Below are 13,877 nucleotides of genomic sequence, written 5' to 3'. Positions count from 1 at the left end.
CCGGTTTCGGGACGGGGCACCGGGAGACCACTTGCGGGTGTTCCATCCAGTCCCCGGGACGGGGGCATCGGGAGGGCACTTGCGGATGTTCCGCCCGGTTCCCGAGTGGTGACACCGGGAGACCGCTTACGGGTGTCCCGTCCGGTTGCCGGGTAGGGGCGCCGGGAGACGCCGGGAGGCCGCCCGCGGGTGTTCCGCCGGTCACCGGGTAGGGGCCACCGGACGGCACAGGAGACGCGGGAGGCTGCTGATGAAGACGGCGATCGTGACCGGGGGCGCCTCGGGCATCGGCCTGGCCCTCGCCCGCGAGCTGCGCGGGCACGGCGTCCACGTGGTGGTCGCGGACTCCGACGGCGACGGAGCCGGGCGCGCCGCCGCCGAGCTCGGCTGCGCCGGGGCGGCGCTGGACGTCACCGACGCGGACGCGGTCCGGGAGCTGGTGGCGAAGGTCCGGGCCGACCACGGCCGGCTGGACTTCATGTTCAACAACGCCGGGATCGCGGTCGGCGGCGCCGCCGAGGAGTTCGGCCTGGAGCACTGGAACCGGGTGATCGACGTGAACCTGCGCGGGGTGGTCCACGGCGTCCACGCCGCCTACCCGGTCATGATCGAGCAGGGGTTCGGCCGCATCGTCAACACCGCGTCCGTGGCGGGGGTGTTCCCCGCCCCGTTGATGCTGCCCTACACCACGGCCAAGCACGGGGTGGTCGGGCTGTCGCTCGCGCTGCGCGCCGAGGCGGCGGCGCACGGGGTGAGGGTGCACGCGGTCTGCCCGGGTTTCGTCGACACCCCGCTGTTCGACCGCGTCAACCCGGGTCTGCCGCAGACCGCGGTCAGCGCGAACGCCCGGCGCTCGGCGGAGCTGGCGGCGCCCTTCCTCTACCCGGCGGAGACGCTGGCCCGCGACGTCATGCGGGGCGTCGCCCGCGACCGGGCGCTCATCGTGGTCCCGGCGTCGGGCCGGGCGGCCTGGCTCCTGACCCGGCTCTCGCCCGCGCTCGCGGTCCGGGCGGCCTCACTGGGAGTCCGCCGCCTGCTCCGCGGCTGACGACCGGACGGTCCGCCCGGCGGCCCGGCACCGGGCCGGGCCCCTTGGATCGCTCCTGGCCCGGGTCCGGGGTCCACGGGTTCAAGACACCGCGGGTCCACGGGTCCACGGCCCCACGGGCCCACGGCCCCACGGGCCCACGGGCCCACGGCCCCACGGGTTCATGAACTCACGGGCTCACGGGCTCACGGGCTCACGGGCTCACGGGCTCACGGGCTCACGGGCTCACGGGCTCACCCAGGGGGAAATACTCGAACCAGTCGAAGTCCGCCGGACTCCGGGCCGCCTCCGGGCCGCCCGCGGCGTACATGCCGATGTAGGCGCCGGTGAAGCCGCCCGCGACGGTCGTGCTGAGCACGCGCCCGTCCACCGCGGCCCCGAGGGGCAGCCACCGCCCGGGGGTCGTGGCGTAGCGCATCCGGTACTCCTGGCCTCTCGCCTCCACCCCGAGGAACAGCCTGCCGCCGGGCACCGGGGCCGTGGCGAGCACCTCGTCGGCGCCGGCGTGCCGGCGAACCACCTCCAGGCCGCGCGCCGACAGGACGTAGCGGATGTGGAAGTCGTCGTTCTGCACCAGCACCAGGCCCGCGCACCCGTCCCCCGCCGGGGTGAAGTCGAGGGCGGTGTGCGCGGCGAAGTCGCGGTGGCACTGCCTGCGCGCCACCAGGCTCGGCGCGGCCCGCTCGGCGAGGGTCCGCGGGCCCGGCCGCAGCCTCAGGTGGCCGGGCCGCTCGGTCAGGCTCCAGTACGGCTCGCGCGGGGTGCGCAGGTGGTTCCAGCACGGCGCGAGCCGTTCCGCGTCGAAGTTGTCGCATACGGGTTCGGCGGGCCAGCGGTGCTCGGGCAGGCCCGGCGCGGCCGCCTCTGGCCGGACCTGCTCGGCGAGCGGCCAGCCGTCCTCCCAGCGCACCCGGGTCAGGAAGGTCTCCCGGCCCAGGTTGTAGTGGTATCCGCCGTAGGGGCGCATCGCCAGCAGCACCATCCACCACTCGCCAGCGGCGGTCCGCACGAGGTCGCCGTGGCCGGTCCCGACGATCGGGTGGTCGAGGCCCAGATGGCGGTGGGTGAGGACCGGGTTGCGGGGGTTGCCGTGGTACGGCCCGGCGACGTCGTCCGAGCGGGCGACGGTCACGGCGTGGTCGTGCGCGGTGCCGCCCTCGGCGATCAGCAGGTGGTAGCGGCCGTCGACCTTGTAGAGGTGCGGGCCCTCGGCCCAGACGGCGTCCTTGAGCGCGCCGTCCCACAGCACGGTCTCCTCGCCGGTGAGGGTCATCGTGCCGAGGTCGAGCCGGCGCAGGAAGATCTCCGTGTGGCCGAGGTCGTTCGTGGGGCGGGTCGCGGTGACCCAGGCGGTCCCGTCGTCGTCGAAGAACAGCGACGGGTCGAAGGCGCGGGGCAGGTCCAGCGGGTACGGCTCGCTCCACGGGCCCGCCGGGTCGGTCGCGGTGACCACGAAGTTCTCCAGGCCGGCCTCCGGCCGCCCGTCGACCAGCGTGGTGATCATGTAGAAGACGCCCTCGTGGTGCCGGAGCGTCGGGGCGTAGATCCCGCCGCTGGGCTTGGTCCCGTCGAGCGGGAGCTGGGAGGGACGGTCCAGGACGTGGCCCAGCGGCCGCCAGTGCACCAGGTCGAGGCTGTGGAAGATCGGCACGCCGGGGAACCACTCGAAGCTCGACGTGACCAGGTAGTAGTCGTCGCCGACCCGGCAGATCGAGGGGTCGGGGTGGAAGCCGGGGAGGATCGGGTTGGTGAACGTCCTCGCCGCGCCCGCCGCGCCGAGAACGCCCGCCGTACCCGCACCGCCCGCCGTACCCGTCGCGCCCGGACCGCCGGCCGTGCCCACCGGGTTCACCGTGCCGGAGACGTCCGCCGTGCCCGTCGTCTCCGGGACGCCCGCCGTCACCGGGCCGCCAGGTTGCCGGCGAGGAGTTCGAGCAGGGGCTCGCGGCGGACGCAGGCCGTCAGGGCGAAGGAGTCGGCCAGCGCGATCAGCTGCTCGTCGGACAGGCCGCGGAACAGCGAGGCGTACTCCGGCAGCATGGCCTGGGCGATGAGGATGTGCCGGATGAGGTCGTCGGCCTGGTACCGGGCGCCCCACGGGTAGGGGTCCCAGCCGGGGAACTCGGTCTCCAGGAGCCGGTGCAGCGGCGCGAGGACGTCCGCGGACTCCTCCATGGTGGAGCCCCACCGGTCGGCGCCGAGCCGCGACTTCTTCGCGATGAACGGCCCGAAGCGCTCCATGTAGGGGCCCGCGGCGTACACCAGCCCCTGGAGCCCGACGTCCTTGTAGGTCCACAGGGACCAGCCCGCCTCGTGGGCGTCGTAGATGTCGAGCTGGTCGCGGAGGATCTGGTAGCGCTGCCCGTCCACGCCGGGGTCGCCGGTGTAGACGGGGCCGAACTCCCCCACCCACAGCGGTGTGCCCGTCTGGCGCTGGAAGGCGGTGCGCCGCTCGAAGGTCAGCTCCAGCTGCTCGCGGTCCACCCACTCGCCCCGGGTGTGACCGGGGTACGGCCCGCCGTGCGCGAACCCGGCCAGGGCGTAGTCGTGGCAGACGAAGACGGTGTTCTCGTAGACCTCGCGGAAGACGGAGAAGTCGGTGGAGTAGGTGTTGCCGTCGAGGAACAGCACGTGGCCGGGGTCGGCCGCGCGGACCGCCTTGACCAGGCGGTCGTAGAACGGCCCGACGACCGTGCCGGTGGGGTCGGCGGGCTCGTTGACCGGGTTGTAGCCGGCCACCCACCGGTGGTCGCGGTAGCGGTCGGCGATCGCCTCCCACAGGTGCACCACCCGGTCCTGGAAGTGCCGGTGCCGCCAGAACGAGGCGACGTGGGTGGGGTTGTCGGAGTGCCAGTGCTGGTTCTGCGCCCCGGGCAGCGCGTGCAGGTCGATGACGCTGTAGATGCCGTGCTCGCCGAGCAGGCCGACGACGCGGTCGAGGTGCCGGAAACCCCGTTCGACGATCTCCATGGGGCGGTCGTCGGACTCCAGGTGACGGTAGTTCACCGGGATGCGCACGCAGTTGACGCCGAGGGAGGCCAGCAGCGCCGCGTCGCCGGGGCCGAAGAAGGAGGTCAGCAGCCGGTCGAAGAACAGCTCGGCCCGGTCCTCACCCAGCACCTCGCCCACCGAGCGCCGCATCTCCGACTCGGTGGAGGGGTAGCCGGTGATGAAGTTCTCCATGTTCAGCCAGCCCCCGAGGCCGACGCCGCGCAGCCGTACCGCGGCGCCCTCCGGGTCGACGAGCCGGGATCCGGAGACACGCAGGGTCATGGATTCTCCTTGTGCGACGATCGCCGTCCGCCGAGCGGGCGCCGAAAGCGGTTCTTTGAAACTTTCATCAGGAAATTGAACTTTTCAGAGCCGAGCGATACGCGGAACGCGCATATCACTCGAATGATCCGTTCGGATGGAATGACCGGCATGCCGCGCCGGGCGGGCGGAGAGCCGAAAGTTTCGGCTACACTCCTGGGCATGCCAGCGAAGAGGCGGGTGACGATCGCCCTCATCGCCGAGGAGGCGGGGGTTTCCGTCCCCACGGTGTCCAAGGTCATCAACGGGCGTCCGGAGGTCGCCGCCGAGACCCGGCGGCGGGTCGAGCGGTTGCTGCACAAGCACGGCTACCGGCGGCGCGTCAGCCAGAGCGACGGGCCGGTCGGGCTGATCGACCTGGTCTTCTCGGAGATAGAGAGCCCGTGGGCGATGGAGATAGTGCGCGGCGCCGAGACGGCCGCCCGCGAGGCCGACGCCGGCATCGTGGTGTCCGTGCTGCACACGCACGCAGGCCCCGGCCGCGACTGGCTGGAGCGCATCGCGGCCCGCCGTACCGACGGCGTGGTCGTCGTCGCCTCGAAGCTGTCCGCCACGCTGCAGGGGCAGCTCAACGCCCGCGCGATGCCGTTCGCCGTCGTCGACCCGGAGGGCGAGCCCGCGCCGGGCGTCACCTCGGTCGGCGCGACCAACTGGAACGGTGGGCTGGCCGCCACCCGGCACCTGCTGGAGATGGGGCACCGCAGGATCGGGATGATCGGCGGACCGGCCGACATGCTGTGCAGCCGGGCCAGGATCGACGGCTACCGCGCGGCGCTGGAGACCGCGGGCGTGACCGTCGCGCCGGAGCTGATCTGCCACGGCGACTTCCTGGTCGACTCCGGTCGCGACCACGGCCACGCGCTGCTCTCCCTGGACGACCCGCCCACCGCCATCTTCGCCGGCAGCGACATGCAGGCGTTCGGGGTGTTCGAGGCCGCCCGGCGGCGCGGCCTGCTCGTCCCGGACGACCTCAGCGTCGTCGGCTTCGACGACCTGCCGCTGGCGCGCTCGGCCTGGCCGCCGCTGACCACCGTCCGCCAGCCCCTGCAGGACATGGCGGCCACGGCCACCAGGATGGTCCTGGGCATGGGGCGGGGCGAGCCGGCGCAGGCCCGGCGCGTCGAGCTGGCCACCGACCTCGTCGTCCGGGAGAGCACCGCGCCGCCCCGGGCCGCGCGGGGCTGAGGCGTCCGAGGGGACACCGTACCCCTGGGCCGGCGGGGCCGCGCCGTACTCCGGCCCCGTCCGCCCCGGGGCGCCCGCCGGGGTGCCGTGTCCCGGGGCGCCCGCGGGGGCGCCGCGTCCCAGATCCACCGGCCGTCAGCCCTTCATCGCGCCGGCGGTCAGGCCGCTGACGAGCCGGCGCTCGGCCAGGGCGTAGAACGCCAGCGCCGGCACCATCGCGACGGTGACGTAGGCGAGGACGCGCGCCCACTCGGTGGCGTACTGCCCCTGGAACTGCTGGACGCCGAGGGGGAGGGTCCACCAGGAGGGGTCGTTGAAGACGACCAGGGGGAGCATGAAGTTGTTCCAGCTCCCCACGACCGCGAGCACCGAGACGGTCGCCAGCGCCGGGCGGGCCATCGGCAGCAGGATCTTCCAGAAGAAGCCGAACGCGCCGCACCCGTCGAGCGTCGCCGCCTCCTCGATCTCCCCCGGGATGCTCCGGAAGAAGCCCCGCAGGATGATGATCGTCATCGGCAGGCCGAAGGCGGCCTGCGGCAGCACGACCCCCAGCGGGTTGTCCAGCAGGCCGGCGGCCCGCAGCAGGACGAACAGCGGGAGGATCGCCACCGCGAACGGGAACATCAGCCCGACCGTGAAGAGCGTGAAGAACAGCTCCCGCCCCCGGAAGGCGAAGCGGGCGAAGACGAAGGCGGCCAGCGCGGACACGCCGACGACGACGAGCGTCGTGGCCGCCGCGATGAGGACGCTGTTGCCGAGCTGTCGCCAGAACGTCGGGGCGGTCAGCACGTCGGCGTAGTTGGTGAACACCCACGGCGACGGCAGGCCGACCGGGTTGGTGGACAGCTGGACGGTGTCCTTGAACCCGCCGAGCAGGCCGAAGAGGATCGGCACGATGACGAACGCCCCGACCGTCACGGCGATGACGTGCAGCCCCAGGGACCGCGGCCGGACTCCGGCGCGGGAGGGGGCACTCCGCCGGTTCAACGCTGGCTCCGCATGGCGGTGAGGGCTCCCTCGGTGTCGCGGCGCATGACGTACCGCTGGTAGAAGAGTGCGAAGACGAGGCTGATCGCGAACATCACGACGCTGATCGCGTTGGCGTAGCCGACCTGGTAGCGCTTGAAGCCGAACTGGAACATCGTGACGGCCATGGTCTCGGAGGAGTGGGCCGGGCCTCCGCCGGTGAGGACCCAGACCAGGTCGAACAGCTGGATCGCCCCGATGACGGACAGGAAGACGCTGATCCGGATCGTCGGGCCGAGCAGCGGCAGCGTGACGTACCGGAACACCTGCCAGCTCCCCGCGCCGTCGATCTGCGCCGCCTCGGTCACCTCGTGCGGGATGCCCTGACGGCCGGTCAGGTAGAGGATCATGTGGAAGCCGAAGTACTTCCAGGTCATCACCAGGAAGAGGGACGGCATGACGGTGGACGGGTCGGAGAGCCAGTCCGACTCCAGCCCCACCGTCCCCAGCACGAGGTTCGCCAGGCCGCCGTCCGGGGACAGGATCATCGAGAACAGCACCCCGGTGATCACCTCGGAGAGGATGTACGGGGCGAAGAAGATCATCCGGTAGACGGCCCGGCCGCGCATGCGCTGGTTGAGCAGCATGGCGACGCCGAGGGCGAACGGGAGCTGGACCACCAGCGACAGGACGATCAGCACCACGCCGCGCCACAGGTCGCCGAGGAAGACCTCGTCGCCGAACATCCGCTCGAAGTTGGCCGTCCCGATGAAGTCGTCCGGGAGGCCGCGCAGGCCGTTCCACTTGAAGACGCTGGTGTAGATCGCCACGAGGATCGGGGCCAGGACCAGCAGGCCGAACAGCAGCAGGGCCGGGAGCAGGAACGCCGCTATCGTCAGCCTGCCCCGGAACCGGTGCCCGCGCGGCGGCCGGGGCGCCGGTGCCCCGGCCGCCGTGTCGGCGGCCGGGGACGGCGCCCGCCGCTCCCCCGTGGGGGGCGCGAGCCGGGAGGTGCCTTCCGCAGCCCTCATCTACTCGGACTTCGCCGTCTCGGTGATGGCCTGCGCGACCTGCTCGGGCGTCTTCTTGCCCACGATCAGCTCGGCGACGCTGTCGTTGACCTCCTGCCCGACCGCCGGGGGGTAGGCCTGGTCGAGGTAGAGCTGGAAGCCGCTCGCCGTCGACAGCGCCTTGGCCACCGTCGCCAGGTTCGGGTCCTTGACGGCGTCCTCGGTGCCCTTCAGCACCGGCAGGACCGCCCCGGACGCCACCACGTCGCGGTGGTTCTTCTCCTCGGAGATGAACTTCAGGAAGTCGAGCGCCTCGGCGGGGGCGTCCGCGCCGACGGCGTACCCGCCGCCGCCGCCGAAGGCGTCCGTCACCTTGCCCGTCCCGCCCTCGACGGCCGGGAAGGGGAAGAAACCGAGGTCGTCGCCGATGCCCTTGCCCGCCTCCTTCTCCACCGACGGCGCCCACTGGCCCATCAGCTCCATCGCCGCCTTGCCGTTGCCGACGAGCGCGGCCTGGCCGTCGGGGGTGTTGTAGGCGGCGCCGAGGAAGCCCTTCTGGAACGGGTCGAGGTCGGCGAGCTCCTTCAGGCGCCGCCCGGCCTCCACGAAGGGGGGCTTGGTGAAGTCGTGGTCGGTCGCCGCCTGCTGCAGGGCCTGCAGGCCGCCGATCCGCATGGCGAGGTAGGCCCAGTAGTAGTGGCCGGGCCACTTCTCCTTGCCGGCCAGGGCGATCGGGGTGATGCCGGCCGCCTTGAGCTTCTTGACGGCGTCGATGTAGGCCGACCAGGTGGCCGGCGGCTCGGTGACGCCCGCCTTGGCGAACAGCGCCTTGTTGTACCAGAAGCCGACCATGCCGATGTCGGCCGGGATCGCGTAGGTCTTCCCGTCGACCTGGTACGGCTGCAGCGAGGCCGGGGTGAACGAGCCGCTCCAGGCCGCGCTGTCATCGGTCAGGTCCTTGACCAGCCCGGCGTCCACCTGCTGCTTCAGGACGCCGCCGCCCCAGGTGGTGAAGAGGTCGGGCGTCTTGCCCGACTGGTTCAGCGTCGTCATCCGGGCCTTGAAGGCCTCGTTCTCGATGGGGAGGTTCTTGATGACGACGTTCGGGTGCTGCTTCTGGTACTCGGTGGCCATGCGTGCGAGGAAGGACTTCAGCGGTTCGGTGGTCCCGATGTTCCACCACTCGACCGTGACCTTCCCTCCGCTCCCTCCACTCCCGGAGGCGGCCTTCGGCTCCTCGCCGCCTCCGCCGCCGCATCCTCCGAGGAGGAGCGTGGCTGCGACCAGGGCCGCCGCGCTTCGCCGTCCCAACGACATCACAGTGGTTCCCTTCCTCATCTCTCGGGGGTCGTGCGGGGGCTCAGGCCCTGGCCGACGTCGGGCGGACGCGCCCGGCTCCGCCGCCGCACCACTGTTGCTGAAAGTTTCGACAGATACCCGATATTTTCTGGGTGGCGCCGACGTTACATCGGCGTGACGGCCGGATCAACGGTCGTTGTAGAGACGTTATGGGGCGGTCTCCGCACCTCCGGGGGGTGGATTCGCGGCGCCGTACGGTGTCCCAGCTCAGGGCGTCCCATGGCGGCGCCCCGGGAGGACGGCCCCGGCGGCGGGGTCCGAAAATCCCGGGAGGGGCATGAAAGTTTCAAAGGCCGGCCCGCGGTCCCGCCTCCGCCAGGCCGCGGTCACGCCGGGCCGACGCGGGGCTCCGGCGCTTCGGCCCCGTACCCGTCACGCCGCCGCCGCGGACGTGGACATGGACGTGGACGTGGACGTGGTCACGGAGCCGCTACCGACCCGCTATCCGTGGCCACCACGGAGGCGGCCGGCACCCCCGCTGCGGAATGCTGTGACCACGGCGATCGGACAAGCAGGAGATTCTTGACGATCGCCCACCCATACCGACAGGAGTGATGACGATGGCCGGCGACGAGAGCGGCACCTACGAGGGATTCACGGCCGAGGAGCGCGCCGCGATGAAGGACCACGCCCAGGAGCGGAAGAAGGCGGCGCGCCGCGCCTCGCGGGAGGAGAAGGCGGCGGAGGCGGAGCGGGACGTCCTCGCGAAGATCGCCGAGATGGAGGACACCGACCGGATCATGGCCGAGCGCGTCCACGCCGTCATCAGGGCCACCGGCCCGGAGCTCGAACCGAGGCTCTGGTACGGCATGCCCGCATACGCGCTGGACGGCAAGGTCGTCTGCCACTTCCAGAACGCGGGGAAGTTCAAGACGCGCTACGCGACGCTCGGGTTCAGCGACGTGGCGAAGCTGGACGAGGGCGCGATGTGGCCTGTCGCCTTCGCCCTGACCGAGGTGACGCCCGAGGTGGAGGAGCGGATCGCCGCGCTGGTGAAGCAGGCGGTGAGCTGAGGTCCGCCCCCGGCGGGAGACCGAGTGCGCCGATCGGCTCGCCCGGCTCGCCCGATCCGGGCGGGCGGGGCGGTCCGGGCGCTCTGGGCGGTCCGGGCGGGCGGGGCGGTCCGGGCGGTCCGGGCTTTTTCCGGCCCTCAGCCGCCGTGACGGGCGTACGGCGGGGCGGCTACCGGACGGCCGCGGGCGCGAGGCCGAGGCCGACGAGCGCGGCCTGCCCGGCGGCGGCGTGCCCGCCCCCGGCGAGCACCAGCGTGCGCGCCGCCTGGTGGCGGCAGCCGGCCGCGTCGAACGCCGCCGCGACGGCGAGCTGCCGGGGCAGGTCGCCGTCGAGCAGCGCCTCCGCCCGGTCCACCTGGGCGGAGGCGACGGGGTTGCCGGTGACCACGGCCCGGGCGGAGGCGATCCGGTCCCGGGCGTCCGGGTGCCCGGCGAGCACTGCCGCCTCCGCCCTGAGCGCCGTATACCAGTGAAGCCAGATCCAGGAGACCCACTTCCACACCTCGTCCGGCTCCGGCGCGATCCGTTCCAGCGCCGCGTCCGCGTCCCCGTGGTGAAGCAGGACCGTGGCGTCGAAGACCGCGCCGTAGCCCCAGCGGTGCTCCGGCCCGGTGCCCGCCTCGTCGACGATCCCGAGCCAGGTCCTCCGGGCGCCGTGGTCGCCGCGCAGGCCGTGGACCATCGCGACCGACGCGGCGGCGGGGCCGAGGGAGAACGACCGTCCCCGGCCGCTTCGCTCCCAGGCGTCGAGGAGCCGCGCGCCGCCGGCGAGCACCTCGGCGGCGTCGCCGGTGAACGCGTCGGCGACCAGGAGCCATGACATGGCGTGATGACCCGCCTCGGCCAGCAGTGGGTGATCGGCGAGCCGCCTGCCCCACCGGCGGGCCCCCCGCAGATCGCCGACGCCGAGGGCGGTTCCGGCGGCCATGGCCAGGGCGTCGACCAGCTCGTGCGTTCCGGCGGGTGAGGGCGGCGCGGACGCCAGGACGTCGATCCGGCGCCGGGCGGCGGCCGCGGCGGCGAAGGGCTCTCCGGCCCAGCTCCGGGCGCCGGAGAGCGCGTCGAGCGCGGCGGACTCCGCCACCGGGTCGCCCGCGTGCCGGGCGAGCTCGACCGCTCGCTCGGCGAACCCGACCGTCTGCCACGCGGTGTTGCCGGTGTCCCCCTGGACCGCGCCGAACGCGTCGGCGACCACCGCCGCCTCGGCCAGCGCGACGGCCGCCTCGGCGGCCGGGGCGTCGCCTGCCAGCTCCCGCGCCTCCTCGAGGAGGGCGGCAGCCTCCTCCGCCGAGGGAACCCGCGTGAACAGGCTGGAGAAGCGGTACGCGACGGTGGCGGCGGCGGCCAGGTCGCGGCCCGCGCCGGTGGTGTCACCGGCCCGGCGGGTGGCCTCCGCGGCGGCGCGGTGCAGGCGGAACATGTCGTCGCCGAGCCCGCGGCATCCGGCCACCGCTGCGGCGCGCCGCAGCGCCGTGGCCGCCTCTGCGTCGCCGGGGGCGGCGGGGACGTCGGGGGCAGGGGCGTCGGCGGGGACGAGGGCGGCGGTCCCGGCGGTCCCGGCGGCGAGCCGGGCCGCCTGTTCCAGCCGCTGCTGGGCCTCGCCGAGCAGGTTGCGGGCGAAGGCCAGATCGGCCAGGGACAGGGCGAGCCGATGGGCGTCCGCGCGCCGTTCCGGCTGCCCGGAGGCCCAGGCGAGGGCGGCCCGCATGTCCTCGGCCACGGCGTCGAAACCGGCGCGCCGGTCCGCGCCGCCGGCTCCCGCGAGGGCGTCCGCCCCGGCCAGGCACCAGCCCAGGTGCCGGGACCGGACGTCCGTCAGCTCGCCGGCGCCGGTGAGCCGCTCCACCCCGTACTGGCGGATGGTCTCCAGCGCCTGGTACCGGGTGCCACCGGTCGAGGCTGTCACCACGTCGATCGGCCCGGCGGAGCGTTCCGGGCCGATCGTGACCCGCGACGACAGGAGTGACCATGGCCGGCTCTCTCATCCGGATGACCGGTACGGCATCGCACGCCGCACCCGGGCCGCATCCGGCGCCCGGCCCGGCTACGGCCGGTGAGACCGCGCACGACGCGCACGACCGTCGTCCGGCGGACACCGGACCCCGCTCCCGCTCCCGGCGCCGCCGCGACACCGAGCACCGGCTCACCCACGACGTCGACGTCTGGGTGGCCAGCGCCTCGGCCGACGGCGCTCCGTACCTGGTGCCGCTGTCCTTCGACTGGGACGGGGAGGCGCTGCTGGCGGCCACCCCGGCGGACAGCCCGACCGGCAGGAACCTGGCCGCCACCCGGTCCGTCCGGCTGGGGCTCGGCCTCACCCGCGACGTGTCCGTGATCGACGGCGAGGTCGAGGTCCTGGAGATCGGCGAGCTGCCGCGGGAGCGGGGCGACCGGTTCGCCGAACGCACCGGGTTCGACCCGCGCGTGTCGGCCACGCCGTACCGCTGGTTCCGCATCACCCCGCGCCGCGTCCAGGCGTGGCGCGAGGTGGACGAGCTGCCCGGCCGCGAGCTGATGCGCGACGGTCGCTGGCTGGCCTGACGCCCCGGCGGGCGAGCGGGCGGACCGGGGAGCGAGGCCGGCCGGGGCGGAGCGGTTCGGGGCGGAGCGGTTCAAGACAGCGGAGGTCCGGGCGGAGCGGTTCGGAGGGCGGCGAGGATCAGGGGACGGAGCGGATCTTCCCGACCAGGACCGCGCCGAGGAGCGTCAGCGCCGCGGAGGCCAGGTAGAGGGCCGGGTAGCCGCCGGCGCCCGCCACGATCGGGCCGGCGATGACCGGCCCGAGGACCTGCGGGCCCGAGTTGGCGATGTTGATGACGCCGAGGTCCCTGGCCCGCCCGTCGGCGGCGGGCAGCACCTGGGTGACCAGGGCGTTGTCGACCGACAGGAAGACGCCGAAGCCGACTCCGAGGATCACCGCGGCGACCAGGGCCGCCTGCCAGGTCGGGCGGAACGCGAGCAGGACCGCCGGGACCGCGCTGATCAGGCCGGAGACCACGACCAGGAGCCGGCGGCGGCCGAGCCGGTCGGAGACGACGCCCGAGACGATGGTGGTGACGACCACGGCGGCGGTGTAGATGAGGATCAGCACGAGCAGGCCGTCCTCGGACTTCTCGCCCGGGAAGATCCGCTCGTAGCCGACCGCGTCGGCGAGGAAGTACAGCAGGTAGAGCGTGGCGATCGCGTTGCCGAGCTGCATCAGGAAGCGGGTCAGCCAGGCCCAGAAGAAGTCGGGGTGGGTGCGGGGGCTGATCCGGAAGCTCCTCAGGAAGGCCCGCGCGTCGAACCGGGGCGCGGCGGCCAGCGGAGGGTCGGCGGTGGTGAGCACGAAGGGCAGCACCCCGAGGGGGACCAGTGCGGCGATCAACAGATAACCGGACCCGACGGTGGTGGCCACGGCGGTGACGAGCACCACCCCCAGCACCACGCCCAGCGCCTGCGGCATGCCGACCCAGCCCGACACCTCGCCCCGCTGGCGCACCGGCACGTGGTCGGGCACCCCGGCGCTGAGCGCCGCCTGCATCGCGTTGAGCCCGGCCTGGGCCAGGCACCAGCAGATCATCACGCCGGCGACGGTGTCCTGCCCGGCCAGCAGCGCCAGCGCCGCGGCCCCGGCCAGCGCGCCGGCCAGCGTCCAGGGGTGCCGGCGGCCGAACCGGCCGGCCGTGCGGTCGGACAGCGCCCCGGCGACCGGGTTGGACAGCATCGCCACCGCGGCCCCCGCACCGGTGACCAGCGCCAGCGCCGTCTCCTTGCCGTCCGGTGCGATCCGCGCCATCTGCAGGGGCAGCAGCATCTGGAGCGGCCCGGAGTAGCCGATCCAGAGGGCGAGGTTGGCCAGCGAGATGCCGGTGATCCACCACGGCCCGACCCTGCGCACCGGCTCGGCGAGCGCGGCCGGGACCTCCGGGACGGGTTGGACAGCGCTCATACGGCTCGCACCTCGCGATCACGACCGGGCACCCGACAACATGAGGGGTGCTC

11 protein-coding genes are annotated in these 13,877 nt (G+C 73.6%); 4 read left to right on the top strand and 7 right to left on the bottom strand.

The window, feature by feature from the left end; all coding sequences use genetic code 11:
* Positions 1–250 precede the first annotated feature (250 nt).
* A complete protein-coding gene (locus ACFYSC_RS24255) occupies positions 251–1,048 on the top strand; it encodes an SDR family NAD(P)-dependent oxidoreductase (RefSeq protein ID WP_389965733.1) in 798 nt (265 codons plus the stop codon).
* A gap of 217 nt (positions 1,049–1,265) precedes the next feature.
* Here ACFYSC_RS24255 and ACFYSC_RS24250 read toward each other — a convergent pair whose 3' ends face one another.
* Both ACFYSC_RS24250 and ACFYSC_RS24245 read right to left on the bottom strand, forming a co-directional pair.
* On the bottom strand, positions 1,266–2,951 hold the full coding sequence (locus tag ACFYSC_RS24250; RefSeq protein ID WP_389965730.1) for a glycoside hydrolase family 43 protein: 1,686 nt from the start codon (positions 2,949–2,951) through the stop codon (positions 1,266–1,268).
* Entirely contained in the window at positions 2,948–4,321 is a 1,374-nt protein-coding gene (locus tag ACFYSC_RS24245; protein WP_389965727.1) for a glycoside hydrolase family 5 protein, read from the bottom strand. Before ACFYSC_RS24245 ends, ACFYSC_RS24250 begins: the two co-directional genes overlap by 4 nt.
* Positions 4,322–4,522: 201 nt before the next feature.
* On the opposite strand from ACFYSC_RS24245, the gene ACFYSC_RS24240 reads away from it, so the two are divergent.
* A complete protein-coding gene (locus ACFYSC_RS24240; protein ID WP_389965724.1) occupies positions 4,523–5,545 on the top strand; it encodes a LacI family DNA-binding transcriptional regulator in 1,023 nt (340 codons plus the stop codon).
* Between the two features lie 135 nt (positions 5,546–5,680).
* Here ACFYSC_RS24240 and ACFYSC_RS24235 read toward each other — a convergent pair whose 3' ends face one another.
* Genes ACFYSC_RS24235 through ACFYSC_RS24225 form a run of 3 tightly spaced genes read right to left on the bottom strand, consistent with a single transcriptional unit; the run spans position 5,681 to position 8,832 of the window.
* Positions 5,681–6,532, bottom strand: a complete 852-nt coding sequence (locus ACFYSC_RS24235) for a carbohydrate ABC transporter permease (protein ID WP_389965721.1) — start codon at positions 6,530–6,532, stop codon at positions 5,681–5,683.
* A complete protein-coding gene (locus ACFYSC_RS24230) occupies positions 6,529–7,542 on the bottom strand; it encodes a carbohydrate ABC transporter permease (protein ID WP_389965718.1) in 1,014 nt (337 codons plus the stop codon). The genes ACFYSC_RS24235 and ACFYSC_RS24230 overlap by 4 nt, the downstream gene beginning before the upstream one ends.
* Positions 7,543–8,832, bottom strand: a complete 1,290-nt coding sequence (locus tag ACFYSC_RS24225) for an extracellular solute-binding protein (protein ID WP_389965715.1) — start codon at positions 8,830–8,832, stop codon at positions 7,543–7,545. It lies immediately after the preceding gene.
* Between the two features lie 608 nt (positions 8,833–9,440).
* On the opposite strand from ACFYSC_RS24225, the gene ACFYSC_RS24220 reads away from it, so the two are divergent.
* The gene (locus tag ACFYSC_RS24220; RefSeq protein WP_389965712.1) at positions 9,441–9,893 is read left to right on the top strand and encodes an iron chaperone; all 453 of its coding nucleotides are present in this window, start codon (positions 9,441–9,443) and stop codon (positions 9,891–9,893) included.
* 169 nt (positions 9,894–10,062) lie between these two features.
* Here the strand turns inward: ACFYSC_RS24220 and ACFYSC_RS24215 are convergent, their stop codons facing one another.
* Positions 10,063–11,799: a hypothetical protein gene (locus tag ACFYSC_RS24215; RefSeq protein ID WP_389965709.1), complete on the bottom strand. Its 1,737-nt coding sequence runs from the start codon at positions 11,797–11,799 to the stop codon at positions 10,063–10,065.
* Positions 11,800–11,861: 62 nt separating this feature from the next.
* Between ACFYSC_RS24215 and ACFYSC_RS24210 the strand changes: the two genes are divergently transcribed.
* Positions 11,862–12,434: a pyridoxamine 5'-phosphate oxidase family protein gene (locus ACFYSC_RS24210; RefSeq protein WP_389965706.1), complete on the top strand. Its 573-nt coding sequence runs from the start codon at positions 11,862–11,864 to the stop codon at positions 12,432–12,434.
* A 118-nt stretch (positions 12,435–12,552) separates the two neighbouring features.
* On the opposite strand, the gene ACFYSC_RS24205 is transcribed toward ACFYSC_RS24210, so the two are convergent.
* Positions 12,553–13,824: an MFS transporter gene (locus ACFYSC_RS24205; protein WP_389965703.1), complete on the bottom strand. Its 1,272-nt coding sequence runs from the start codon at positions 13,822–13,824 to the stop codon at positions 12,553–12,555.
* Between the last annotated feature and the right edge of the window lie 53 nt (positions 13,825–13,877).

Origin of the sequence: Streptosporangium sp. NPDC004379 (assembly GCF_042873875.1) — a bacterium.
GTDB lineage: Bacteria > Actinomycetota > Actinomycetes > Streptosporangiales > Streptosporangiaceae > Streptosporangium.
The sequence above is the reverse complement of the archived record's forward strand: the minus strand, read 5'-3'. Positions and strand labels throughout refer to the sequence as shown.

Coding starts and splice junctions, on each gene's coding strand:
- ACFYSC_RS24255 (WP_389965733.1), top strand. CDS start 251: ATGAAGACGGCGATCGTGACCGGGGGCGCCTCGGGCATCGGCCTGGCC.
- ACFYSC_RS24245 (WP_389965727.1), bottom strand. CDS start 4,321: ATGACCCTGCGTGTCTCCGGATCCCGGCTCGTCGACCCGGAGGGCGCC.
- ACFYSC_RS24240 (WP_389965724.1), top strand. CDS start 4,523: ATGCCAGCGAAGAGGCGGGTGACGATCGCCCTCATCGCCGAGGAGGCG.
- ACFYSC_RS24230 (WP_389965718.1), bottom strand. CDS start 7,542: ATGAGGGCTGCGGAAGGCACCTCCCGGCTCGCGCCCCCCACGGGGGAG.
- ACFYSC_RS24220 (WP_389965712.1), top strand. CDS start 9,441: ATGGCCGGCGACGAGAGCGGCACCTACGAGGGATTCACGGCCGAGGAG.
- ACFYSC_RS24210 (WP_389965706.1), top strand. CDS start 11,862: ATGGCCGGCTCTCTCATCCGGATGACCGGTACGGCATCGCACGCCGCA.
- ACFYSC_RS24205 (WP_389965703.1), bottom strand. CDS start 13,824: ATGAGCGCTGTCCAACCCGTCCCGGAGGTCCCGGCCGCGCTCGCCGAG.